This is a genomic window from Micromonospora sp. NPDC049151 (assembly GCF_040648395.1).
Taxonomy (GTDB): Bacteria; Actinomycetota; Actinomycetes; order Mycobacteriales; family Micromonosporaceae; genus Micromonospora.
Genome location: NZ_JBEZDP010000008.1, coordinates 138,809 through 160,911 on the forward strand (window position 1 = coordinate 138,809; position 22,103 = coordinate 160,911).

Here is a 22,103-nt window from a genome sequence, read left to right on the forward strand (position 1 = left end):
CCCTGTCGCCCTCGCTGATCTTGCACTTTCCGCCCCGGCGAAAGGGGTGAATCCCCCGTACCGAGGGCCGAAAGTGCAAGATCAACGGGGAGAGGGGCGGGGGCGGGCTCAGGCCAGGGTGTGCGTGGTCTTCTCGGTTGTGGAGCGCGCCTCAAGGCGAGCCGGGTCGGGGTGGGCGCACGCGACCACGCTGGCTCCCGCCGTGAGCGGGGTGAGCAGCCAGTCGACCGGGTCGGGGTGAGTGGTCACGTCGACCAGGAGGCGGTCGCCCGGAGTCAGGCCCAGCTCGGTGGCGCGGACCGCCGCCCGGGCCAGCAGCGCCGCGTCCGCCTCCCCGCCGGACGGGTCCGGCGTGAAGTGGTCGCCGTGTCCGCGTACCGCGGTGACGAAGTCCGCGCAGCCCGCCGGCACCTGCCGCATCGGCAGCGCGAACGGGTCGAGCGCCAGCGCGTACCGCTCGCCGGCCGGCCAACCGGCTGCCTGGTCCGCCCGGTCGACGGCCACGAACAGCGCCTCCACCGGCCCCGGCGTGCCGACCACGGTCAGCTTCGCCGACCAGCAGCCGAGCAGCACGGCGGCGGTCTGCCAGTGCGGCGGCAGCAGCACCCCGGCCGCGTCGCCGGGCGCGGCACCCACCTCGTCGGTGAGCAGGTTGGCGGTCTTCGCCACCCAGTTCGCGAGCGTCGCCCCGGAGAGTTCGGTGCGTTCGCCGGTGGCGTCGTCGTACCAGGTCAGCAGCGGTCGGGTGGGGTCGGGCGCGATCGCGTCGGCGAACACCCGGGCAATGTTGTCGGCCATCGGCGCGAACGATACGCGCCCCGCGTGCGTACTCGATGACAGCGACAAGTCGGCGTACCGTCGGGTCGCGGTCAGCGCCTGGCGCCCGGCCCGGCGTAGGCTTGCCGAAAGTGTTCTTTCCCACAACCGCGCCATCTGAGGAGTCGCCCCGTGACCGCCGGTCGCCCGCCCCGCGTTCTCATCGACGCCACGAGTGTCCCCGCCGACCGTGGCGGCGTCGGTAGATACGTCGACGGACTGCTCGGCGCGCTGGGCCGGGTCTGCGGCACCAGCATCGACCTGGCCGTGGTCAGCCTCCGCACCGACCTGGAGCGCTACTCCCGGATGCTGCCCGGCGCGGAGGTGATCCCCGCCCCGGCAGCGGTGGCGCACCGGCCGGCGCGGCTGGCCTGGGAGCAGACCGGCCTGCCGCTGCTGGCCCAGCAGGTCGGCGCCGAGGTGCTGCACTCGCCGTTCTACACCTGCCCGCTGCGGGCCGGCTGCCCGGTGACTGTCACCGTGCACGACGCGACGTTCTTCACCGAGCCGGAGCACTACGACAAGTCGCGCCGGACGTTCTTCCGCAGCGCGATCAAGACCTCGCTGCGCCGCGCCGGCCGGGTGATCGTGCCGAGCAAGGCGACCCGCGACGAGCTGATCCGCCTGCTGGACGCCGACCCGACCCGGATCGACGTCGCCTACCACGGCGTCGACCAGGACGCGTTCCACGCGCCGGGCGACGAGGAGAAGGCACGCGTCCGGGCCCGCCTGGGGCTGGGCGACAGCAGCTACATCGCGTTCCTCGGGGCCAAGGAGCCGCGCAAGAACGTACCCAACCTGATCCGCGGCTGGGCCCGGGCGGTGGCCGACCGGCCGAACCCGCCCGCGCTGGTGGTGGCCGGCGGTCAGGGCCACGACGACGACATCGACCGCGCGGTGGCCGAGGTGCCGTCGCACCTGCGGCTGCTGCGTCCCGGCTACCTGCGCTACGCCGACCTGCCCGGCTTCCTCGGCGGCGCGCTGGTGGCGGCCTACCCCTCGTACGGCGAGGGCTTCGGCCTGCCGATCCTGGAGGCGATGGCGTGCGCCGCCCCGGTGCTCACCACGCCGCGCCTGTCCCTGCCCGAGGTGGGCGGCGACGCGGTCGCCTACACCAGCGAGGACCCGGACCAGATCGCCACCGACCTGGGCGCCCTGCTGGACGACGAGCAGCGGCGGCTGTCCCTGGCCAAGGCCGGCTTCGACCGGGCCAAGGAGTTCACCTGGGAGTCCAGCGCCGAGGTGCACATCGCGGCGTGGCGTCGGGCCCGCTCCTGAGTCCCGGGCGACCGACCGTGACGGCTCGCCCGCTTCGGGCATGATGTGCTGATGTTCTACGCCGTCATCCCGGCGGGCGGCAGCGGCACAAGGTTGTGGCCGTTGTCCCGTGCCGGCCACCCCAAATTCCTCCACCCGCTGACCGGCACCCCCGCCTCGCTGTTGCAGGCCACTGTCGACCGGTTGTCGCCGTTGACCACGCCGGAGCGCACGCTCGTGGTCACCGGGGCCGCGCACGCCGCGGCGGTGGCTCGGCAACTGGCGGGTCTGCCGGAGGAGAACCTCCTGGTCGAGCCCTCTCCGCGCGACTCCTGCGCGGCGATCGCGCTGGCCGCCGCGGTGATCGCCACCCGGACGCCGGACGCGGTGATGGGCTCGTTCGCCGCCGATCACCTGATCGGTGACCCGGCCCGGCTGGCCGAGGTGGTGCGGCAGGCCATCCGGGGCGCGGAGCAGGGGCTGCTGATGACAGTGGGCATCACCCCGACGCGCCCGGAGACCGGCTACGGCTACCTGGAGACCGGCGAGCCGGTCGGGGACGGCCCGCTGCGCCCGGTACGCGAGTTCAAGGAGAAGCCGGCCGCCGAGGTGGCGGAAGTCTACGTCCGCTCCGGCCGGCACCTCTGGAACGCCAGCATGTTCGTCTGGCGGGTGGACGTCTTCCTGGCCGAGCTGGCCCGCCAGCAGCCGGAGCTGCACGCCGGGATCACCGCCATCGCGGCGGCCTGGGGCACGCCGGAGCAGGACGACGTGCTGGGCCGGGTCTGGCCGACGCTGCCCCGGATCTCGGTCGACTACGCGGTGATGGAGGGCGCGGCGACGGCCGGGCGGGTCGGCACCGTGCCCGGCGACTTCGGCTGGAACGACGTCGGCGACTTCCACACGCTCGGCGAGGTGCTGCCCGCCGACGGCGCCGGCAACGTGGTGCTGGGCGGGGACGCGAAGCCGGGCGTGCTGCTGCACGACACCACAGGCACCGTCGTGGTGCCGCACTCCGGCCGGCTGGTGGCCACCGTGGGGGTGCACGATCTGATCGTGGTGGACACCCCGGACGCGCTGCTGGTCTGCCCGCGTGACCGCGCGCAGGACGTGAAGAGGATCGTGGACGAGCTGAAGGAACGCGGCGAGGAGGGCCTGGTCTGATCCGCCGCGCGACGCGCCGCTGGAGTGTGGAACGCGCCCGGCGGCGCGTCGGGGCGCCGCCGCTCAGCGGCCGGCGTGGCGGGCCAGCACCGCGAGGGCCGGCCGCACGAGCTGCGCGGTGGCGTGGGCGAGCGGCTCGGGTAGCCGGTCCGGCGGGAACCAGCCGAGCGCCTCGGACTCCGCGCTGACCCGCTCGACCGCTCCCGCCGGGGCCAGCGCGGCGTACCGGACGTCGTAGTGGAACGACCCGCCCTGGCAGGCGACCTGGTGGATGTCCACGTCGATCGGTTGCGGCTCGACGGTCAGGCCGGTGATGCCGGACTCCTCGGTGGCCTCGCGCAGCGCGGCGCCCACAAGCGTCCGGTCGCCGGGCTCGCAGTGCCCGCCGAGCTGCATCCACCTGCGGATCTTGCCGTGCAGGCAGAGCAGCACCCGGCCGTCCGGGCCGAGCACCAGCGCGCTCGCGGTGACGTGCCCGGCCCGGTGCGCGCGGCTCATCGCCACCGGCCCGTCGGCCAGCAGCGCCAGGGTCCGGGTCCGGGCCGCGTCGGCGGCGGGGCTGGTCGCCGTCCAGCGGCTCAGCGTCGCGACGGCGTCGGCGTGCAGCTCGGTGTACGGGGTGAGATCAGGCACCCGGACACTCTACGAGCGCCGGCTTCGTACCCTGACGCGGTGACCCTGCGACTCGTCGAGTTCCTGGTGGCCGGCAACGAGGCGAGCGACCTCCTGCCGGTGCGGTCGGCCGCGCTGCTGCGGGCGCACGGCGCGCGCCGCGGCTTCTGGACCGTGCTGGACGAGGGGCCTGTCGAACAGTGCCTGGCGCTGCTGCTGGAACTCGACGACGGCCACTGGGAGGCGCACCACGTGGCCGCCGACGCCGGGCGGGAGAACGGCCGCACCGAGGACGGCGAGGCACTGGCCCACCACGACGGCTGGGTGTACGTCTTCGGCTCGCACTTCGGCTCCAAGGGCGGCCCGCTGCGGCCCCGGCGCGCGTTCGTGGCCCGGTTCCGGGAGGACGACGCCGTGGCCGGGCCGCTGCCGGTGCACGTGGTGCGCAACCGTTTCCGGCTGCACCGGGCGGTCAACGACGCGCTCGCCGCCGCCCCGCTGACGCTACTGCCACCGGGCGACCGGGTCCGGCAGCGGTTCATCGTGGAGACACTGGCCCGGGGCACCGCCCGCGCCAAGAGCTGGGTGACCCGGCTCGCCGACGGCGACCTGCCGATCAACGTCGAGGCGGCGGCTTTCACGCCGGCCGGTACGGCGCTGCTCGGCCTGCGTTTCCCGGTGACCGCCGAGGGGGAGCCGGTCTACGTCGAGATGGCCGGCGTACCGGAGATGTTCGACGACCCGGAGCACTCGGGTGACCCGCGGGCGCTCGGGGCGTACGCGCTGACCGGTGTGACGCCGCCCGGTGCGCTCGCCGGCTTCCGCGCGATCACGCCGACCGGCGACGGCGGCTACGCGGCGGTGACCGGGTCGATCGACGCGCTGGGCAAGGGTTCGGTGCTGCTGGACGACCACCCGCACGGCGGCGAGGTGACCTCCCGGCACGTGCGGTTCCGGCACGACGCGGGCGGGGACGCGCTGGTGGCGGGGGAGGTGGTCGCGGAGCTGGCGCCGTTCCATCACGTGGAGGGGCTGGCCGAGCTGGCCGGGCGCTGCTATTACGTCACCGACGAGGACCATCGGGTGGCGCTCTGGATCGGATGAGCGAGGGCCGGGCGGCACCCCTGCGACTGATGCCGCAGACCCTCGTGGTGCCGCCCGGCCACGCCCGTCAGCCGGCGACCGGATCGATGTTGCTCCCCGGCGTCGGCAGGCAACAGAGAGTTTGCCGAACCGGCCCGCCCAGCGTCGAGGTTTTTCATCTCACGCTTAAAGATGGAGATTAGTACCGGCGGGTACAGTCGGAGTGTGGCTGGCACCCCCGCCGTCCGCACGGGAGCAATCCATGTTGAAGATCATTTTCTCCGGCGAGGACGTCCTGCGGACCCGGGTCGCCCCGGCCGCGGACCCCCTGTGGGAGTTGGTCCTCAGCCTGCACCTGCTCCAGGGGCGCGGTCGTGACCCGATGATGACCACCTGGCGGCGCACAGTGGCGCACGGACTGCGCACCGACACCGACGCCGAGCAGTACCGCCTTCTGCTGGCGCTCAATCCGCCACGCGGCTACTTCCCCGACTTCCTCACCCCGTTCGCCAGCCGGGACGGCTTCCAGGCCGGCCTGGAGGCGATCCGGGGCACCCCCGTCGACATGCTGCGCCGCGACCTGACGCTGCTGGCCGGGGAGAACGCCCTGCCGTCCTCGGCCACCGCGCTCGCCCGTGGCGAGCCGGAGACGCTGCACCACCTGACCGGCGCCATGGCGCGGTACCAGTCGCTGGCCGTCACGCCGTACTGGTCCCGGGTGCAGGCGGCGGTCGAGGCGGACCGGGCCCGGCGTGCCCGCGCCATGCTCGACGGCGGCGCCGAAGGGCTGCTGGCCAGCCTGCGGCCGAACATGCGCTGGGATTCGGGCGTGCTGGAGGTGCTCGACTACCCGGACACCCGGGAACTGCACCTGGACGGCCGGGGGCTGCTGCTCGTGCCGTCGTTCTTCTGCTCGCGTACCCCGGTGGCGCTCGTCGACCCGACCCTGCCCCCGGTGCTGGTCTACCCGGTCGACCGGCTCGCGGGCCTGACGTCCGGCTCGGTCGCCGGGGAACCACAGCAGGGCGAGGCGCTCGCCGCCCTGCTCGGCCGCACCCGCTCCCGGGTGCTCCAGGCCGCCGACGGCGGCTGCACCACCGGCGAGATGGCCCGCAAGCTGCGCATCTCGGCCGCCGCGGCCAGCCAGCACACCACGGTGCTGCGCAACGCGGGGCTGCTGGTCAGCCGACGCGACCGCAACACCGTCCTGCACACGCTGACCCCGCTGGGCCGAGCCGTCCTGGACGCCTGAGCGCGCCCGCCGGAGTCAGAGCGCCAGCGTGGCGCTCGCGGTGCTGCCGGACGGGGGCGGAAGCAACGTCGAGTCGACGCCCTCGGCGGCCAGCGCGGCGCGCAGGCGTTGCAGGTCCGCGCCGAACCGGACCAGGTCCGCCCGGCCGACAGGGGTGGGCGCCGCGCCGAGCAGCAGGCCGGTGGCCGAGGGGGGCCAGCCGGGCACCGTGGCGGCGAGCCCGTCGCGTACCTCGTCGTCGGTGACGTGGGTGAACACAGTGCCCGGCGCGACCACGTCGGCCACCGCGTCGATCGCCCGCCGCACCGCGTCCGCGCCCGCGGGTTCGGCGCCGACCCGGTCGGCGAGTGTCGCCGCCGCCCGCAGACCGGCGGCGCGCGCCTCGGCGGTGCCGAGGGAGAACAGGTCCATCGAGGCGTCGCGGACGAGCGTGCGGGAGCCCTCGTCGTCGTCCCGCGTCGCGGTGAGGTAGCCCCGCACCACAGCGACCGGCACCTGATCGCACTTGCCCTTGATCAGCTCGCCGGCGCCGGCCAGTTCGTCGACCACGGCCATCTGGGTGACGAACAGCTCGTTGCCGTACGGGTCGACCTCGCCCCGGTGGTCGCGGATCGCCGGCATGCCGGCCACGCCGAGCGCCACGTCGGTGAGCCCGTTGCGCCACGGCCGGCCCATGGTGTCGCTGACGATCACGGCGACGTCGAGGCCGTGCCTGTCCCGCAGCGCGTCGCGCAGCGCCCGGGCGGACGCGTCCGGGTCGACAGGCAGCAGCACCAGCCGGGTCTTGTCCACGTTCGAGGCGTCGATGCCGGCCGAGGCCATCACGAACCCGTGGTGGGTCTGCACGATCCGGGTCGCGCCCCGGGTCGCCACCACCCGGGCGGTCTCGGCGGCCAGGATGCGGTCCCGCTCGGCGAGCCGTTCCGGGCCGTCGGCCGGCACGTCGACCAGCCGGCCCTCCGCCTTCGACACGATCTTGCTGGTGACCACCAGCACGTCGTGGTCGCGCAGCCAGGGCGCCGCGCCGGTGATCAGCGCCGCCAGGTCGTCGCCCTCGGTCACGTCACCGATGCCCGGCACCGGCAGGATCTCCAGCCTCACATCAGCTCCAGCGCGGCGCGCACCATCGCGGCGGTCGCCGCCTCGTCGGTCATCCACAGTGGCGCCGCGCGGACCGTCACGCCCGGCACCACGGTGCCCTCGTCCTCCGGGGCGACCAGCCAGCCGTCGAGCAGCCCGCCCGCCGACCGGGCGCCGTAGAGGCCGCCCACGCCGGCCGCGCCGCACTCCACGCCGAGCACGGCGAGGCAGCGGTCGGCCATGCCGCGTACCGGCGCGCCGCCGATGATCGGCGACACCCCGATCACCGGGGCCGGGCCGCCGGCCACCGCGTCGCGCAGGCCGGGCACCGCCAGCACGGGGGCGATGCTCACCACCGGGTTGCTGGGCGCGATCAGCACCACGTCCGCGGCGGCGATCGCCTCGACCACGCCGGGCGCGGGCTTCGCCGCGTCGGCGCCGACGAAGACGAACCGGTCGGTGGGTACGTCGGCCCGGTACCGCACCCACCACTCCTGGAAGTGGATCGCCCGCCGGCCCTGCTCGTCGGAGACGACGGCGTGGGTCTCCAGGCGGTCGTCGGTGGCCGGCAGCAGCCGTACGCCCGGTTGCCAGCGGGCCGCCAGCGCCTCGGTCACCTGGGACAGCGGGTAGCCGGCGTTGAGCATCGTGGTGCGCACGAGGTGGGTGGCGATGTCCTTGTCGCCGAGACCGAACCAGCTCGGCTCCGCGCCGTACGCGGCCAGCTCGTCCTTCACCGTCCAGGTCTCGCCCGCCCGGCCCCAGCCCCGCTCCGGGTCGGCGCCGCCGCCGAGCGTGTAGAGCACGCTGTCCAGGTCGGGGCAGACCTTCAGCCCGTGCAGCAGCAGATCGTCGCCGACGTTCACCACGGCGGTCACCTCGGCGCCCACCTCGCGGGCGTACGCCCGAACGCCGAGCAGGAAGCGGGCGCCCCCGATGCCGCCGGTCAGTACCACGATGCGCATGGCGTCCATCCTTCCGCACGCGCCGCCGTCGATCGTCCGGTGGCCGGAGAGACTACGCTCACTTCGGCAACTGTCCGCTTTCGTCCCCTGGGGGAGTCCGTGACCAGCCCCGCCGAGCCCGCGTCCGGCGACGCCGCGCAGGCCAGCCAGTTGATCAAACCGTTGCGCGAACTGGCCGCGCTCGTCCTTCTCGGCGCCAACGCCGTGCTTCTCTTCGTCGGCCTGCTGCGCCTGCTCGTGCCGGTCGACGACTACAGCACGTTCAGCGGCCGGGCCGGGAGCACGTACTTCACCTTCATCGGCCTGGAGTCGACGGTCCTGCCGGTGCTCGCCGTCCTGATCTCCACAGTCGTCCTCCCGGTCGTGCCGAAGGCCAGGATGATCACGCAGGTGGCGCTGGTCGAGTACGCCGTGTCCGCCGTGTTCGGCGCGCTGACGTTCCTGATCTGGCTGGTCGGCCGGCTCGCCGACGGTGAGGTGCTCGACGCGTTCCTCGGCCTGCTGACCCGCGCGGCCTGGCTGGCGATCTTCGCGGTCGCCGCGTTCGTGGTGTTCAAGATCTGGCGCACGCTCTACTACGTGCCGAAGCCGAAGGCGCAGCCCGGCGTGTACGGCCAGGCCCAGCCCGGCTGGCCGCAGCAGCCGGGTCAGCCCGGTGGCTACCCCGGCCCGGGCGGCTACCCGCAGCAGCCCGGCCCGGGCTACCCGCAGGCCGGCTCGCCCCAGCCCGGCTGGCCGCAGCAGCCCGGCCCGTACGGCCAGCCGCAGACGGCGCCGCCGTTCAACACCGCGCCGCCGCACGCGCCGCAGTCCGGTCCGCCGGCCGCCGACCCGCAGTCAGGTGTCCCGTACGCCGGTCCGCAGTACGGCTCGCCGCAGTCCGCGCCGCCGTTCGGGCAGCCGCCGTCGGCCGACCCGACGCAGGCGATCCCGCGCCAGTCCGCCGAGCCGGGCGCGCCGTCGCCGGGCGCCGACGACGAGCGCACCCAGCGGTTCGACCGCGAGGACCCGAACCAGCACCGCTGAACCCCGTCGCGGCGGGCGACGGACGACCGTCGCCCGCCGCCGGCGGTTCCGCCGCGCGGCCGCCCCGGTCGTACGCGTCCGGGCCGTCGCCGTGCGGCGGGTCACCGCCGGCGTCCCGCTGCCCGGACCGGAACCGGGCGCGGGCGGCGAGGCGTCCGGCAGCGCATAGGCTGGGCGGATGGTTGATCGCAGCGACCCCGAACCGACCGAGGCGAGCATCCGGCGGGCGCTGGGGCGGGCCGCCACCGGCCGGGCGCTCGACGCCGCCGAGGCGGGCGCGCTGCTGGCCGCGCGCGGGCCGATGCTCGACGAGCTGCTCCGGATCGCCTCCGACATCCGGGACGCCGGGCTGCGCGAGGCCGGGCGGCCGGGCGTGGTCACGTACTCGAAGAAGGTCTTCATCCCGCTGACCCGGCTCTGCCGGGACCGCTGCCACTACTGCACGTTCGCCACAGTGCCGCACCGGCTGCCCGCCGCCTACCTGGAACGCGACGAGGTGCTGGCGATCGCCCGCGAGGGCGCCGCGCAGGGCTGCAAGGAGGCGCTGTTCACGCTCGGCGACCGGCCGGAGGAGCGGTGGCCGGCGGCCCGCCGGTGGCTGGACGAGCGGGGGTACGACTCGACGCTGGACTACCTGCGCGCCTGCGCGGTGGCGGTGCTGGAGGAGACCGGCCTGCTGCCGCACCTGAACCCGGGCGTGCTCACCTGGTCGGAGTTGCAGCGGCTCAAGCCGGTCGCGCCGAGCATGGGCATGATGCTGGAGACCACGGCCACCCGGCTCTGGTCGGAACCGGGCGGCCCGCACTACGGCTCGCCGGACAAGGAGCCCGCGGTACGCCTGCGGGTGCTCGACGACGCCGGCCGGGTCGGGGTGCCGTTCACCACCGGAATCCTGATCGGCATCGGCGAGGACCGGGCGGAGCGGGTCGACGCGATCTTCGCGATCCGCCGGGCGATGCGGGAGTACGGCCACCTCCAGGAGGTGATCGTGCAGAACTTCCGCGCCAAGCCGGACACCGCGATGCGCGGCATGCCCGACGCGGAGCTGCACGACCTGGCCGCCACAGTGGCGGTGGCCCGGGTGCTGCTCGGCCCGAAGGCCCGCATCCAGGCCCCGCCGAACCTCATCGCGGGCGAGTACGACCTGCTGCTGAGCGCCGGCATCGATGACTGGGGCGGCGTCTCCCCGGTCACGCCCGACCACGTCAACCCGGAGCGGCCCTGGCCGCACCTGGAGGAGCTGGCCGCGCGTACCGCGAGTGCCGGGTTCACGCTGCGCGAGCGGCTGACCGTCTACCCGGAGTACGTCCGCGCGGGCGAGCCGTGGCTTGATCCGCGTCTGCTGCCGCACGTCACAGCGCTCGCCGACCCGGCCACCGGGCTCGCGGTCGAGACGGCCCGCCCGGTGGGTCGGCCGTGGCAGGAGCCGGAGGAGGTCTACGGCGGCCGGACGGACCTGCACGCCACCATCGACGTCACCGGCCGCACCGAGGACCGGCGGGGCGACTTCGACAGCGTCTACGGCGACTGGGCCGAGGTGGCCGGCAAGGTGGCGCCGGAGGCGCGCGTGAGCGTACCCCCGGGTGCGGGCGCGGACGCCGACCTGCGCGCGGGCCTGCGGCTGGCCGCCGACGACCCGGCCGCGCTGCTCACGCCGGCGCACGAGGCCAAGGCGCTGGCGCTGTTCGGCGCGGACGGCCCGGCGCTGGAAGAACTGTGCCGGCTCGCCGACGACGCGCGCCGGGACGCGGTCGGCGACGACGTCACCTACGTGGTCAACCGCAACATCAACTTCACGAACGTCTGCTACGTGGGCTGCCGTTTCTGCGCGTTCGCCCAGCGGGAGAGCGACGCCGACGCGTTCCGGCTCTCCCTGGAGCAGGTCGCCGACCGCGCCGAGGAGGCCTGGGTGGCGGGCGCGACCGAGGTCTGCCTCCAGGGCGGCATCGACCCGAAGATGCCGGTGACCGGTTACGCCGACATCGTCCGCGCGATCAAGGCGCGGGTGCCGGGCATGCACGTGCACGCGTTCTCCCCGATGGAGATCGTCACCGCCGCCGCGAAGGCCGGCGTGCCGGTGCGGGAGTGGCTGCTGCGGCTCCGCGAGGCCGGGCTGGACACCATCCCGGGCACCGCCGCCGAGATCCTCGACGACGACGTGCGCTGGGTGCTCACCAAGGGCAAGCTCCCGGCCGCCGCCTGGGTCGAGGTGGTGAGCACGGCGCACGAGCTGGGCATCCGGTCCAGCTCCACGATGATGTACGGCCATGTGGACCACCCGGGCCAGTGGCTGGCCCACTTCCGGGTGCTGGCCGGCGTGCAGGACCGCACCGGCGGGTTCACCGAGTTCGTGGCGCTGCCGTTCGTGCACACGAACGCGCCGATCTACCTGGCCGGCATCGCCCGCCCGGGCCCGACCTGGCGGGAGAACCGGGTGGTGCACGCGATGGCACGGCTGCTGCTGCACGGCCGGATCGACAACATCCAGTGCTCCTGGGTGAAGCTCGGCGACGAGGGCACCGTGGCGATGCTGCGCGGCGGCTGCAACGACCTGGGCGGCACGCTGATGGAGGAGACCATCTCCCGGATGGCCGGCTCGGGCAACGGTTCGGCCCGTACCGAGGAGCAGTTGCGCGCGATCGCCACCGCCGCGGGGCGGCCGTTCCGCAAGCGGACGACCGCGTACGGTCACGCCCGCGCCTGAGGTCGAACCTTTCCCCGCCGCGCGCCGTACCTGTGGATGCCGGCGGCGGTTTCGGCGAGGACCGCCGCCGGTGACCCCGAACCGGGGCCCGGCGGCGTCCGGGTGCCCGGCCCGCTGCGGCGCTGCGGCGCCGGTCCGGAAAGGTTGCCGATGAGCACTGACGAGACCACCGACGCGCCGAAACGGCGGACCTGGCCGCGGTTGACCCGCAGGCAGACGCTCACCGCCGCGGCGAGCGCGACACTTGGCGCCGCCGCCCTCACCGTGCCGGGCCTGTCCGCCGCCCAGAACGCCCCCACGGCTAGCCGGCGCGACGAGCCGATCGTGGTCCACCTGCGCGACGCCGCCGCCGGCGTCATGGACGTCTTCGTCGGTACCAACCGGGTCGAGGTGCGCGACCGCGGCCTGGCCGACCGCCTGGTGCGCGCCGCCGGCCGGCGCTGATCCACGCTCCGCCGGCGCGGTTTCCCGGCGCCGGTTCCGCTTTCCGTTCCCCCGACGAAGGTGCGTCCGCCATGTCCTCTCACCGCGAGGCCCCGGAGATCGCCAAGGATCCGGTCGCCGACAGTTCCGACCTGTACGCGTTCGTCACGCCGAGCCAGCCGGACACCGTCACGTTGATCGCCAACTACGTGCCGGTGCAGCTCCCCTCCGGCGGCCCGAACTTCTTCGAGTTCGGAGACGACGTCCGGTACGAGATTCACATCGACAACGATGGAGACGGTTATCCGGACGTCACCTATCGTTTCGAATTCACTACCGAGATCACGAACCCGAACAGTTTTCTCTACAACACCGGGCCGATCGAGTCGCTGGAGAGCAAGAACTGGAACCGGCGGCAGTTCTACCGGCTGACCCGGATCGCCGACGGCCGTGCCCGGGTGCTGGCGCACAAGCTGCCCTGTCCGCCGTGCAACGTCGGCCCGCTCTCCACGCCGAACTACCAGAACCTGGTCCGGCAGGCGACGTTCAAGCTGTCCACCGGCGAGAAGGTCTTCGCCGGCCAGCGGGCCGACGGTTTCTTCGTCGACCTGGGCGCGGTGTTCGACCTGGGTACGCTGCGGCCGTTCCAGCAGTTGCACGTCGCCGGCAAGAAGCTGTTCCGGAACGAGGGGGAGCCGGTCAACGCGCTGGACCGGCTCAACGTGCACTCCCTCGCCGTGCAGGTGCCGCTGAACCAGGTACGCCGCAAGGCCGCCCGCTACGGCTACGCCGACCGTGCCTCGACGATCGGGGTCTGGACCAGCGCGTCCCGCCAGCAGGTGCGGGTGCTCGGTGACCGGGTGTCCGCCGACACCGCAGCCGGGCCCTTCACGCAGGTGTCGCGGCTCGGTAACCCGTTGTTCAACGAGGTCGTCGTGCCGATGTCCAGGAAGGACCTGTGGAACACGCTGCCACCGTCGGAGGACAAGCGGTTCGCCGGGTTCGTCGAGCGGCCCGAGCTGGCCGCGCTGCTGCCGGCGCTCTACCCGGGCGTGTTCGGAAACCTGGACGCGCTGAACAAGTCCAAGAAGCCGCGCGCCGACCTGGTGGCGATCCTGCTCACCGGCATCCCGGCCGGACTGATCGACGGCTTCGCCAACACCACCGGCGACACGCAGGCGGACATGCTGCGGTTGAACACGGCGATCCGGCCCACCGGCAAGCCGGACCGGTTCGGCGTGCTCGGCGGCGATCTGGCCGGGTTCCCCAACGGCCGCCGGGTCGCCGACGACGTGGTGACGATCGCGCTGCGTGCCATCGCCGGGCTGACCGTGCCGCTCGTCGACAAGACGTTCCGGCCGGACGCCGCCGCGGCGGCCGTGACACCGGGCCTGAGCGCGGCCGACGTCACCGCGCCGTTCCTGGCCGACTTCCCGTTCCTCGGTACGCCGTACGACGGGTTCGGCAACCCGCAGGCGAAGAAGTCCTGACGGGAGCCGGCGAATGTCACACCGTCACGATCTCGGCCCGTCTGAGGTCGGCAGCGTCGTGCTCGACCTCGGCGGCGACCGGGGCGCACTGATCATCCACACCGGCCGGGACCTGCACGGCCGGGAGATCGAGATCAGCCGCGTGGACCTCGGCGGTTCGCGGACCCACTCCGCCGTACGCGAGCGGCACGTCCGGGACGGGGTTTTCCACAGTGCCGTCTACCCGGATCTGGAGGCGGGTGTTTATACCGTCTGGTGGGACGAGAAGACGTCGGCCGGCGCGATCTCGGTCACCGGCGGGTCGATCGCCGAATTCGTCTGGCCCACCAGCTCACCAGCTCGCCTGGACTGATCCGTCAGTCGCGCCGGAACCCGCGCCTCGTCCACATGGTGGACGGGGCGCGGTCGGCGTTGGCCGGCTCGACGGGCGGTACCGCGGGAGGCGCGTTACCCTTTGCCCCACCATTCTGATCTTGGTACGAGCGGCCGGCGGGGGCGTCCGGCCGGCCTGTCGGCGATACGCCACGGCAGAAAACTTCCGGCAACTCGCCGGGGAGGGCGTTACTCGTCCGGGGTCTGAATCGATAGGGCAGGTTGCGAGGCTACGGGCGACCGCGGCGGTCGTCCCGGACGTGTCGGGAGGGCGACTCCATTATCAAGTTTGGCTTGACGGCGCACGCATTACACGCGTGTAATTTGAATGGGGTTGTTCGCACGGAACGCAACAAATGGTGACCGTACGGACAGGCACGCCTTTCGCGTGGGGGGTTGCAGCGGCGAATGACGCCGGTGCGCGACAAGGAGGCAATCGATGGACGGCCAGCTCGAGGTGGCCGACCTGCTCGGGAACGCGCCGGAGTGGCAGGAGCGAGCGCTCTGCTCGCAGACCGACCCGGAGGCGTTCTTTCCCGAGAAGGGCGGCTCGACCCGCGAGGCGAAGCGCATCTGCTCGCGGTGCGAAGTGAAGACGGAATGCCTGGAGTACGCGCTCGGCCACGACGAGCGGTTCGGAATCTGGGGTGGCCTCTCCGAGCGGGAGCGGCGCAAGCTCAAGCGGCGGGTCGCCGCCTGATCCGCGTACGGGTCCGTGGGCGGTGGGGGCCGCCCGGACCCGGGTCGCCGTCCGGCCGGCGCGTCCGGCCGGGTGGCGGCGCCCAGCCGGGCCGGCCGAGGTCAGGCCAGTTCGTCGGGGTCGACCCCGAGCAGGTTCGCCACCTGCTCGATGATCACGTCGTGCACCAGGTCGGCGAGGTCCTCGCGGTCCATCGCGCGGAACTCCAGCGGCCGCCGGTAGAGCACGATCCGCGGCGGCACCTCCTGGCGGCCGGGACGCCCGGGCAGCAGCCGGGCGAGCGGCACCTCGCCGTCCTCCAGCACGTCCGAGTCGTAGACGTTCAGATCCGGCGGTACGTCCTCGACCGCGAACTCCACCCCGGCCAGCTCCTTGGCGAACCGGCGTTCGAGCGACTCCACCGTGTCGAGCACCAGATCGTCGAAGACCTCGGCCTTCGTCCGGGCCAGCGGCACGGTGGCCGGCACCAGCCGCCCGCGCAGCCCGCGACCGTGCCGGTCACGATGGGTGCGCCGGCCGGAGCCGGGACGGCGGTTCTGGGGGCTCGTCATGTCGGACAGGGTAGCCCGGGTCAGCGGTCCACCCGCCGTCGCGCGGCCGTCCGGCGTGCCGGTGCGGCGATCGGTGGAATTGTGATCACCAAGACGGGCGTGTCGTAACGCGAAGCGGTGCGCCGGACCCGGTAATGGGGATACCCTGCCGCGGTGAGGTCACCACGGCGCTGCTCCCGTAACGGCTGCCCCCGGCAAGCGGTCGCCACGCTGACCTATGTCTACAACGAGTCGACAGCTGTGGTGGGCCCGCTCGCCGCGTTCGCCGAGCCGCACACGTACGACCTGTGCGAGCCGCACGCCCGCAACCTGACCGCCCCGCGCGGCTGGGACGTGGTGCGGCACGAGGGCGAGTTCGAGCCGCCGCCGCCCACCACCGACGACCTGGTGGCGCTGGCCGAGGCGGTACGCGAGGCCGCCCGCCCCGCCCCGCCGCGTCCCCCGGAGGACGAGCCCACCAAGCCCCAGACCCCTCAGCAGGGCCGCCGGGGCCACCTCCGGGTCATCCCACCCCACCACTGACCCACTCCACCGGCCTTCCGCCCCCGACCCTCTCTCGGTCGATCATGAAGTTGACGGCGTTCTCGATCTCCCTGAGTGCCGCCAACTTCATGATCAACGGGGTGGGGGACGGGTGAGTGGGTGCGGTCAGTGGCCCAGGAAGCGGGTGAAGGCCTCGGCTCGGCGGGACGGGCGACGGGTCCGGTGCTCGCTCTGGTCGGCTGAGGACATGATCTTCAGGCCGGCGTTCATGGCGAGCCAGCGCAGCGGCTCCGGTTCCCAGTGGGGGGAGCGGTGCCCGACCCAGGGCAGCGCGGTCAGGTCGCTGTCCACGCCCCGGATCAGGTCGGCGAGGGTACGCCCGGCGAGGTTGCTGGTGCCGACGCCGTCACCGACGTAGCCCCCGGCCCAGGCCAGCCCGGTGCGGCGGTCCAGCCCCACCGACGCGGCCCAGTCCCGGGCCACGCCGAGCGGCCCGCCCCAGGCGTGCGTCACCGGCGCGTCCGGCCCGAGCACCGGGAACAGCTCCCCGAGCGCCCGGCGCAGCGCCGCGAACACCCGGGGCTCCCGGTCGAATCCCTGCCGCACCCGGGAGGCGTAGTGGTAGGGCGCGCCCCGCCCGCCGAACGCGAGCCGGCCGTCGGCGGTGCGCTGGCCGTACACGATGACGTGCCGGTAGTCGGAGAACGTCTCCCGCTCCGCCAGCCCGATCCGCGCCCAGGTCTCCTCGGGCAGCGGCGGGGTGGCCACCATCAGCGAGTAGACAGGCGCCACCGTCCGCCGCTGGCCGGGCAGCCCCGGCGTGTAGCCCTCGGTCGCGCGGACCACCACCGGCGTCCGGACCACGCCCGCCGGGGTCACCGCCGCGCCCGGCCGCAACGCGGTCACCGGGGTGCGCTCGTGGATGCGTACGCCCCGGCGTTCCACCGCCCGGGCCAGGCCCCGGACCAGCTTCGCCGGGTGCACGGCGGCGCAGTGCGGCGTGTACGTGCCGCCGCGTACCCCGTCGGCGGCGCAGCGCGCGGCGGCCTCGCCGGCGTCGAGCAGCGTCAGGTCGTCGTCGGTCAGCCCGTGCGCGTGGGCCTGGGCGACCTCGGCCCGGGCCCGCTGGAGCTGCGCCTCGTTGCGGGCCAGTGTCACCGTGCCGCCGGCCCGCCAGTCGCAGTCGATGCCCTCGGCGGCGGCGACCCGCCCCACCTCGGCGACCGTGTCGTGCATGGCCCGCTGCATGGCCAGTGCCCGGTCCCGGCCGTGCCGCCGGGCCAGCGCCGGCAGCGAGGTGGGGAACAGCGCCGAGCACCAGCCGCCGTTGCGCCCTGACGCGCCGTACCCGGCGATCTCCCGCTCCAGCACGACGACGCGCAACGTGGGGTCGGCCTCGGCCAGGTAGTAGGCCGTCCACAACCCGGTGTACCCGGCGCCCACGATCGCCACGTCGGCGTCCGTGTCGCCGGGCAACCCGGGTCGCGGTGTCAGCGGTTCGTCCAGGCCGGACAGCCAGTACGACAGGTGCCGGTAGTCGGTCATCGGGGTCAGAGCCGCGACCACGCCTCGGTCAGCACCGCGCGCAGGATCTGCTCGATCTCGTCGAAGTGCTGCTGGTCGGCGATCAGCGGCGGGGCGAGCTGCACGACCGGGTCACCCCGGTCGTCGGCCCGGCAGTAGAGCCCGGCGTCGAACAGCGCGGTGGACAGGAAGCCGCGCAGCAGCCGCTCGGACTCGGCCTCGTCGAACGTCTCCCGGGTCGTCTTGTCCTTGACCAGCTCGATGCCGTAGAAGTAGCCGTCGCCCCGGACGTCGCCGACGATCGGCAGGTCGTACAGCTTCTCCAGGGTGGACCGGAACGCGCCCTCGTTGGCGCGGACGTGCCCGATCAGGTCCTCGCGGGCGAACACCTCCAGGTTGGCCAGCGCCACGGCGCAGGAGACCGGGTGCCCGCCGAACGTCACGCCGTGCGCGAACATGCCGGTCTCGGTGAGGAACGGCTCCATCAGCCGCTCGCTGGCGATCATCGCGCCGAGCGGGGCGTAGCCGGAGGTGATGCCCTTGGCGGTGGTGATGATGTCCGGCTGGTAGCCGTAGCGGACGGCGCCGAAGTACTCGCCGAGCCGGCCCCAGGAGCAGATCACCTCGTCGCTGACCAGCAGCACGTCGTAGGCGTCGCAGATCTCGCGGACCCGCTCGAAGTAGCCGGGCGGCGGCGGGAAGCAGCCGCCGGAGTTCTGCACCGGCTCCAGGAAGACGGCGGCGACCGTCTCCGGTCCCTCCCGCTCGATCGCCCGGCCGATCTCCTCGGCGGCCCAGCGGCCGAACGCCTCGGGGTCGTCGCCGTGCTCGGGGGCCCGGTAGAAGTTGGTGTTCGGCACCTTGATGCCGCCCGGGACCAGCGGCTCGAAGTCGGTCTTGATGCCGGGCAGCCCGGTGATCGACAGCGCGCCCATCGACGTGCCGTGATAGGCGATGTAGCGGCTGACCACCTTGTGCTTGGTGGGCTTGCCGGTGCGCTTGAAGTAGGCCCGGGCCAGCTTCCACGCCGCCTCGACGGCCTCGGAGCCGCCGGTGGTGAAGAAGACCCGGTTCAGGTCGCCGGGCGTGAGCGTGGCGATCTTCTCGGCCAGCTCGACGGCCTTCGGGTGGGCGTACGACCAGAGCGGGAAGTAGGCGAGCTCGCCGGCCTGCTTCGCGGCGGCCTCGGCCAGTTCGGCGCGGCCGTGGCCGGCGTTGACGACGAACAGCCCGGCCAGCCCGTCCAGGTAGCGGCGGCCCTGCGCGTCCCAGACGTACGCGCCCTCGCCCCGGACGATTGTCGGAACCTCGCCGGCGGGGTAGCTCGCCATGCGGGTGAAGTGCATCCACAGGTGGTCGGTGGCGTTGGCCATGTCAGCCCCATCGGGTCTCGGGCCGGTCAGGGGTGACACCGGCCGCTCTGCCCACGGTTATCCCACAGGCGGTGCCGATAAGGCAAGTGAACAAGCCTCAGGGCGACGAATTCAGCGTCTCCTGAGCGTCACGCCAACGGAATCCGCATCAGGCGGTGCCCCAGCTGTAGGTCTGCTTGCGCAGCTTCAGGTAGACGAACGCCTCGGTGGAGAGCACGCCGGGAACCCCGCGCAGCCTCTGCAGGATCTCCAGCAGGTGCGCGTCGTTGCGGCAGACCACCTCGGCCAGCAGGTCGAACGAGCCGGCGGTGATCACCACGTAGTCGATCTCCTCGAACTCGGCCAGCCGGTCGGCGACCGACTCCAGGTCGCCGTCGGTGCGCAGCCCGATCATGGCCTGGCGGGGAAAGCCGAGCTGGAGCGGATCGGTGACCGCGACGATCTGCATGACGCCCGCGTCGAGCAGCCGCTGCACCCGCTGGCGTACGGCCGCCTCGGAGAGTCCGACCGCCTTGCCGATGCTCGCGTACGGGCGGCGCCCGTCCTCCTGGAGCTGCTCGATGATCTGCTTGGCCACGTCATCGAGCAGAGCGTGGTTGGCACCATCACGCACAGTGACGCGACGGCCGCCGTTTCCGTTCTCCTGATGCCGGTTGACCATCGAGCGCTCCTTGTGTCCGATTCTCGGTGTCGAGCGTAATGCCCCGACGCAGTCTGGCGTAATTCGTGGTGACTAGCTATTCCGGCAACGGAATCCCTTGTGAGTGATGGTTTCTCATGTCAGGATCAGTCGTCCATCGCCACTGACCCTCCCGCCGGCGCGCCCCTCCGTCCCGCCCGCCGACGATGCCCCCCAAGGAGTCGTCACATGCGTCGTCCCCTCCGGCCCCTCACCCGGCGTGGTCTGCTCACCGGGACCGTCGGCTCGGCCGCACTGCTCGCCACCGCGGGCACCCTGGCCGGCTGCGGGACCAAGGGCGCCCAGCAGACCGAAGCCGGGTGCAAGAGCGAGGACCTGTCCGCCACCGAGAAGAAGGTCGCCTTCTCGAACTGGCCGCAGTACATGGACACCGACGAGAAGGACGAGTCGAAGCGCCCGACGCTCGACGCCTTCGTCGCCGCCTCCGGCATCCGGGTGACGTACACCGAGGACGTCAACGACAACAACGAGTTCTTCGGCAAGGTACGCAACCAGCTCGCCGGATGTCAGAGCACCGGCCGGGACATCATGGTGCTCACCGACTGGATGGCCGCCCGGGTGATCCGCCTGGGCTGGGTGCAGAAGCTTGACAAGTCGAAGATGCCGAACGTCGAGGCGAACCTGCTGCAGTCGCTGCGCGGTCGCTCCTTCGACGCCGAGACCCAGCTCGCCGTCCCGTGGCAGTCCGGCCTGGCCGGGCTCGCGTACAACGCCAACGTCACAAAGGAGATCCGCACTGTCGACGAGCTGCTCACCCGCCCCGATCTCAAGGGCAAGGTGACTGTGCTGTCGGAGATGCGCGACACCATCGGCCTGTTGCTCCAGTCGCTCGGCCACGACCCGGCCAAGTTCACGTCGGCCCAGTTCGACGACGCGCTGAACAAGCTCAAGAAGGCCGTGGACAGCAAGCAGATCCGGCGCTTCACCGGCAACGACTACGCGCCCGACCTGGCCAAGGGTGACATCGCCGCGTGCATCGGCTGGTCCGGCGACGTGGTGCAGCTCGGCTTCGACGACGAGAAGATCAAGTTCGTGGTGCCCGAGTCCGGCGTGATGCTCTGGTCGGACAACATGCTGGTGCCGAACAAGGCCACCCACAAGGCCAACGCCGAGGCGTTGATGAACCACTACTACGACCCGGCGGTGGCGGCGAAGCTGGCCGCGTACGTCAACTACATCTGCCCCGTGCAGGGCGCGCAGGCCGAGATGGAGAAGATCGACCCGGATCTGGCGAAGAACCCGCTGATCTTCCCGGACGACGCGATGCTGTCCAAGGCCAAGGTCTTCATGGCGCTCGACGAGGCGCAGGAGAAGGAGTACGAGACCAAGTTCCAGCAGGTGATCGGCGCGTGAAGGGGCAGCAGACCCCGGCCGGTGACCTGCGACTGGTCGACCTGACCAAGCGCTTCGGCGTCTTCACCGCCGTCGACGACCTCACCCTCACCATCCCGCAGGGCTCGTTCTTCGCCCTGCTCGGCGCGTCCGGCTGCGGCAAGACCACCACGCTGCGGATGATCGCCGGGCTGGAGCAGCCCACCAGCGGAAAGGTGCTGCTCGGCGAGCAGGACATCGCCGGGCTGCGGCCGTACAAGCGGCCGGTGAACACCGTGTTCCAGAGCTACGCCCTCTTCCCGCACCTGGACATCCACGAGAACGTGGCGTTCGGGCTGCGCCGCCGCGGCATCCGCAAGGTCGGTGACCAGGTCGAGCGGATGCTCGCGCTGGTCCAGCTCGAAGGCTACGGCCGCCGCCGTCCGGCCCAGCTCTCCGGCGGCCAGCAGCAGCGCGTCGCGTTGGCCCGGGCGCTCATCAACCACCCGCAGGTGCTGCTGCTCGACGAGCCGCTCGGTGCGCTCGACCTCAAGCTGCGCCGGCAGATGCAGATCGAGCTGAAGCGGATCCAGACCGAGGTCGGCATCACGTTCGTGCACGTCACCCACGACCAGGAGGAGGCCATGACGATGGCCGACACGGTCGCGGTGATGAACGCCGGCCGGATCGAGCAACTCGGTGCGCCCGCCGACATCTACGAGTACCCGGCCACCGCGTTCGTGGCGAACTTCCTCGGCCAGTCCAACCTGCTCGCCGCCGAAGCCGGCGGTCGCGCCGCAGACGACGTGCTGGTCACGGCGCACGGCGCGCGCTTCTCGGTGCCCGCCGGCCGGGCCCGGCTCACCGACGGTCCGGCCTTCCTCGGCGTACGTCCGGAGAAGCTGCACCTGGCCGACGGCCCGGACCGGGTGCCGGCCGGGCACCAGCACGTCGGCGGCGTCGTCACCGATGCCTCCTACGTCGGGGTGAGCACCCAGTACCTGGTGCGCACCGCGTGGGGGAGCGAGCTGACCGCGTTCGCCGCTAACAGCGGGCTGGGCGGTCAGTTGGCGGTCGGCACGGCGGTGACCGCGCACTGGGATCCGCGGCACGCGTTCCTGCTGCCCCGGGCCGCCGGTGAGGACGACCAGACCGCGCCGCTGCTCGACGAGCCGCCGGTGGGTGCGCTGCCATGAGCGAGCGAAGCGGAGTGGCGG

At 72.9% G+C, this 22,103-nt stretch carries 21 protein-coding genes; 13 read left to right on the forward strand and 8 right to left on the reverse strand.

The window, feature by feature from the left end:
* Positions 1-108 precede the first annotated feature (108 nt).
* On the reverse strand, positions 109-798 hold the full coding sequence (locus AB0B20_RS12195) for a TIGR03089 family protein (protein WP_357470199.1): 690 nt from the start codon (positions 796-798) through the stop codon (positions 109-111).
* Between the two features lie 150 nt (positions 799-948).
* Here AB0B20_RS12195 and AB0B20_RS12200 point away from each other — a divergent pair, with 150 nt between their 5' ends.
* Positions 949-2,094: a glycosyltransferase family 1 protein gene (locus AB0B20_RS12200; protein WP_357470202.1), complete on the forward strand. Its 1,146-nt coding sequence runs from the start codon at positions 949-951 to the stop codon at positions 2,092-2,094.
* 51 nt (positions 2,095-2,145) lie between these two features.
* Positions 2,146-3,237 (forward strand): sugar phosphate nucleotidyltransferase, encoded by a 1,092-nt coding sequence (locus tag AB0B20_RS12205; RefSeq protein WP_357470205.1) that lies wholly within the window; start codon positions 2,146-2,148, stop codon positions 3,235-3,237.
* A gap of 63 nt (positions 3,238-3,300) precedes the next feature.
* Here the strand turns inward: AB0B20_RS12205 and AB0B20_RS12210 are convergent, their stop codons facing one another.
* Positions 3,301-3,870: an NUDIX domain-containing protein gene (locus tag AB0B20_RS12210; protein WP_357470208.1), complete on the reverse strand. Its 570-nt coding sequence runs from the start codon at positions 3,868-3,870 to the stop codon at positions 3,301-3,303.
* A gap of 39 nt (positions 3,871-3,909) precedes the next feature.
* Between AB0B20_RS12210 and AB0B20_RS12215 the strand changes: the two genes are divergently transcribed.
* Both AB0B20_RS12215 and AB0B20_RS12220 read left to right on the forward strand, forming a co-directional pair.
* Complete coding sequence (locus AB0B20_RS12215) at positions 3,910-4,953, forward strand: hypothetical protein (protein WP_357470212.1); 1,044 nt, start codon at positions 3,910-3,912, stop codon at positions 4,951-4,953.
* 241 nt (positions 4,954-5,194) lie between these two features.
* Positions 5,195-6,184: a winged helix-turn-helix domain-containing protein gene (locus AB0B20_RS12220; protein ID WP_357381782.1), complete on the forward strand. Its 990-nt coding sequence runs from the start codon at positions 5,195-5,197 to the stop codon at positions 6,182-6,184.
* A 15-nt stretch (positions 6,185-6,199) separates the two neighbouring features.
* Here AB0B20_RS12220 and AB0B20_RS12225 read toward each other — a convergent pair whose 3' ends face one another.
* Positions 6,200-7,285 carry a coenzyme F420-0:L-glutamate ligase gene (locus AB0B20_RS12225; protein WP_357470215.1) on the reverse strand — a complete coding sequence of 362 codons (1,086 nt, stop codon included), beginning with the start codon at positions 7,283-7,285 and terminating at the stop codon, positions 6,200-6,202.
* Complete coding sequence (gene cofD / locus AB0B20_RS12230; RefSeq protein WP_357470218.1) at positions 7,282-8,229, reverse strand: 2-phospho-L-lactate transferase; 948 nt, start codon at positions 8,227-8,229, stop codon at positions 7,282-7,284. The genes AB0B20_RS12225 and cofD overlap by 4 nt, the downstream gene beginning before the upstream one ends.
* 99 nt (positions 8,230-8,328) lie before the next feature.
* Between cofD and AB0B20_RS12235 the strand changes: the two genes are divergently transcribed.
* The 6 genes from AB0B20_RS12235 (at position 8,329) to AB0B20_RS12260 (ending at position 14,944) form a co-directional block, all read left to right on the forward strand.
* On the forward strand, positions 8,329-9,255 hold the full coding sequence (locus AB0B20_RS12235; RefSeq protein ID WP_357470221.1) for a hypothetical protein: 927 nt from the start codon (positions 8,329-8,331) through the stop codon (positions 9,253-9,255).
* Positions 9,256-9,433: 178 nt separating this feature from the next.
* Positions 9,434-11,959 (forward strand): bifunctional FO biosynthesis protein CofGH, encoded by a 2,526-nt coding sequence (locus AB0B20_RS12240; protein WP_357470224.1) that lies wholly within the window; start codon positions 9,434-9,436, stop codon positions 11,957-11,959.
* Between the two features lie 150 nt (positions 11,960-12,109).
* Complete coding sequence (locus AB0B20_RS12245) at positions 12,110-12,403, forward strand: hypothetical protein (RefSeq protein ID WP_357387980.1); 294 nt, start codon at positions 12,110-12,112, stop codon at positions 12,401-12,403.
* A 71-nt stretch (positions 12,404-12,474) separates the two neighbouring features.
* The gene (locus AB0B20_RS12250) at positions 12,475-13,872 is read left to right on the forward strand and encodes a DUF4331 domain-containing protein (RefSeq protein WP_357470227.1); all 1,398 of its coding nucleotides are present in this window, start codon (positions 12,475-12,477) and stop codon (positions 13,870-13,872) included.
* A gap of 13 nt (positions 13,873-13,885) precedes the next feature.
* Positions 13,886-14,224, forward strand: coding sequence for a phospholipase (locus AB0B20_RS12255; RefSeq protein ID WP_357470230.1), 339 nt, complete (start codon positions 13,886-13,888; stop codon positions 14,222-14,224).
* Positions 14,225-14,683: 459 nt separating this feature from the next.
* A complete protein-coding gene (locus AB0B20_RS12260) occupies positions 14,684-14,944 on the forward strand; it encodes a WhiB family transcriptional regulator (RefSeq protein WP_013284161.1) in 261 nt (86 codons plus the stop codon).
* Between the two features lie 101 nt (positions 14,945-15,045).
* Here the strand turns inward: AB0B20_RS12260 and AB0B20_RS12265 are convergent, their stop codons facing one another.
* Positions 15,046-15,495: a metallopeptidase family protein gene (locus AB0B20_RS12265; RefSeq protein ID WP_357387974.1), complete on the reverse strand. Its 450-nt coding sequence runs from the start codon at positions 15,493-15,495 to the stop codon at positions 15,046-15,048.
* Between the two features lie 153 nt (positions 15,496-15,648).
* On the opposite strand from AB0B20_RS12265, the gene AB0B20_RS12270 reads away from it, so the two are divergent.
* Positions 15,649-16,017 carry a DUF3499 domain-containing protein gene (locus tag AB0B20_RS12270; protein WP_174528629.1) on the forward strand — a complete coding sequence of 123 codons (369 nt, stop codon included), beginning with the start codon at positions 15,649-15,651 and terminating at the stop codon, positions 16,015-16,017.
* A 126-nt stretch (positions 16,018-16,143) separates the two neighbouring features.
* On the opposite strand, the gene AB0B20_RS12275 is transcribed toward AB0B20_RS12270, so the two are convergent.
* The 3 genes from AB0B20_RS12275 to AB0B20_RS12285 form a co-directional block, all read right to left on the reverse strand.
* Positions 16,144-17,523, reverse strand: a complete 1,380-nt coding sequence (locus tag AB0B20_RS12275; RefSeq protein WP_357470355.1) for an FAD-dependent oxidoreductase — start codon at positions 17,521-17,523, stop codon at positions 16,144-16,146.
* Between the two features lie 5 nt (positions 17,524-17,528).
* On the reverse strand, positions 17,529-18,875 hold the full coding sequence (locus AB0B20_RS12280) for an aspartate aminotransferase family protein (protein ID WP_116504134.1): 1,347 nt from the start codon (positions 18,873-18,875) through the stop codon (positions 17,529-17,531).
* A 148-nt stretch (positions 18,876-19,023) separates the two neighbouring features.
* Positions 19,024-19,536: an Lrp/AsnC family transcriptional regulator gene (locus tag AB0B20_RS12285; RefSeq protein ID WP_357387970.1), complete on the reverse strand. Its 513-nt coding sequence runs from the start codon at positions 19,534-19,536 to the stop codon at positions 19,024-19,026.
* Between the two features lie 207 nt (positions 19,537-19,743).
* On the opposite strand from AB0B20_RS12285, the gene AB0B20_RS12290 reads away from it, so the two are divergent.
* Together AB0B20_RS12290 and AB0B20_RS12295 are read left to right on the forward strand one after the other, a co-directional pair.
* Positions 19,744-20,928: a spermidine/putrescine ABC transporter substrate-binding protein gene (locus tag AB0B20_RS12290; protein WP_357470234.1), complete on the forward strand. Its 1,185-nt coding sequence runs from the start codon at positions 19,744-19,746 to the stop codon at positions 20,926-20,928.
* Positions 20,925-22,082: an ABC transporter ATP-binding protein gene (locus AB0B20_RS12295; protein ID WP_357470237.1), complete on the forward strand. Its 1,158-nt coding sequence runs from the start codon at positions 20,925-20,927 to the stop codon at positions 22,080-22,082. The genes AB0B20_RS12290 and AB0B20_RS12295 overlap by 4 nt, the downstream gene beginning before the upstream one ends.
* Positions 22,083-22,103: the final 21 nt, after the last annotated feature.

What these genes read in the sequence shown, in the direction of transcription:
- AB0B20_RS12205 (WP_357470205.1), top strand. Translation starts at nt 2,146, where the DNA reads ATGTTCTACGCCGTCATCCCGGCGGGCGGCAGCGGCACAAGGTTGTGG.
- AB0B20_RS12220 (WP_357381782.1), top strand. Translation starts at nt 5,195, where the DNA reads ATGTTGAAGATCATTTTCTCCGGCGAGGACGTCCTGCGGACCCGGGTC.
- AB0B20_RS12285 (WP_357387970.1), bottom strand. Translation starts at nt 19,536, where the DNA reads ATGGTCAACCGGCATCAGGAGAACGGAAACGGCGGCCGTCGCGTCACT.
- AB0B20_RS12250 (WP_357470227.1), top strand. Translation starts at nt 12,475, where the DNA reads ATGTCCTCTCACCGCGAGGCCCCGGAGATCGCCAAGGATCCGGTCGCC.
- AB0B20_RS12195 (WP_357470199.1), bottom strand. Translation starts at nt 798, where the DNA reads ATGGCCGACAACATTGCCCGGGTGTTCGCCGACGCGATCGCGCCCGAC.
- AB0B20_RS12275 (WP_357470355.1), bottom strand. Translation starts at nt 17,523, where the DNA reads ATGACCGACTACCGGCACCTGTCGTACTGGCTGTCCGGCCTGGACGAA.
- AB0B20_RS12245 (WP_357387980.1), top strand. Translation starts at nt 12,110, where the DNA reads ATGAGCACTGACGAGACCACCGACGCGCCGAAACGGCGGACCTGGCCG.
- AB0B20_RS12290 (WP_357470234.1), top strand. Translation starts at nt 19,744, where the DNA reads ATGCGTCGTCCCCTCCGGCCCCTCACCCGGCGTGGTCTGCTCACCGGG.
- AB0B20_RS12265 (WP_357387974.1), bottom strand. Translation starts at nt 15,495, where the DNA reads ATGACGAGCCCCCAGAACCGCCGTCCCGGCTCCGGCCGGCGCACCCAT.
- AB0B20_RS12255 (WP_357470230.1), top strand. Translation starts at nt 13,886, where the DNA reads ATGTCACACCGTCACGATCTCGGCCCGTCTGAGGTCGGCAGCGTCGTG.
- AB0B20_RS12280 (WP_116504134.1), bottom strand. Translation starts at nt 18,875, where the DNA reads ATGGCCAACGCCACCGACCACCTGTGGATGCACTTCACCCGCATGGCG.
- cofD (WP_357470218.1), bottom strand. Translation starts at nt 8,229, where the DNA reads ATGCGCATCGTGGTACTGACCGGCGGCATCGGGGGCGCCCGCTTCCTG.
- AB0B20_RS12260 (WP_013284161.1), top strand. Translation starts at nt 14,684, where the DNA reads ATGGACGGCCAGCTCGAGGTGGCCGACCTGCTCGGGAACGCGCCGGAG.
- AB0B20_RS12240 (WP_357470224.1), top strand. Translation starts at nt 9,434, where the DNA reads ATGGTTGATCGCAGCGACCCCGAACCGACCGAGGCGAGCATCCGGCGG.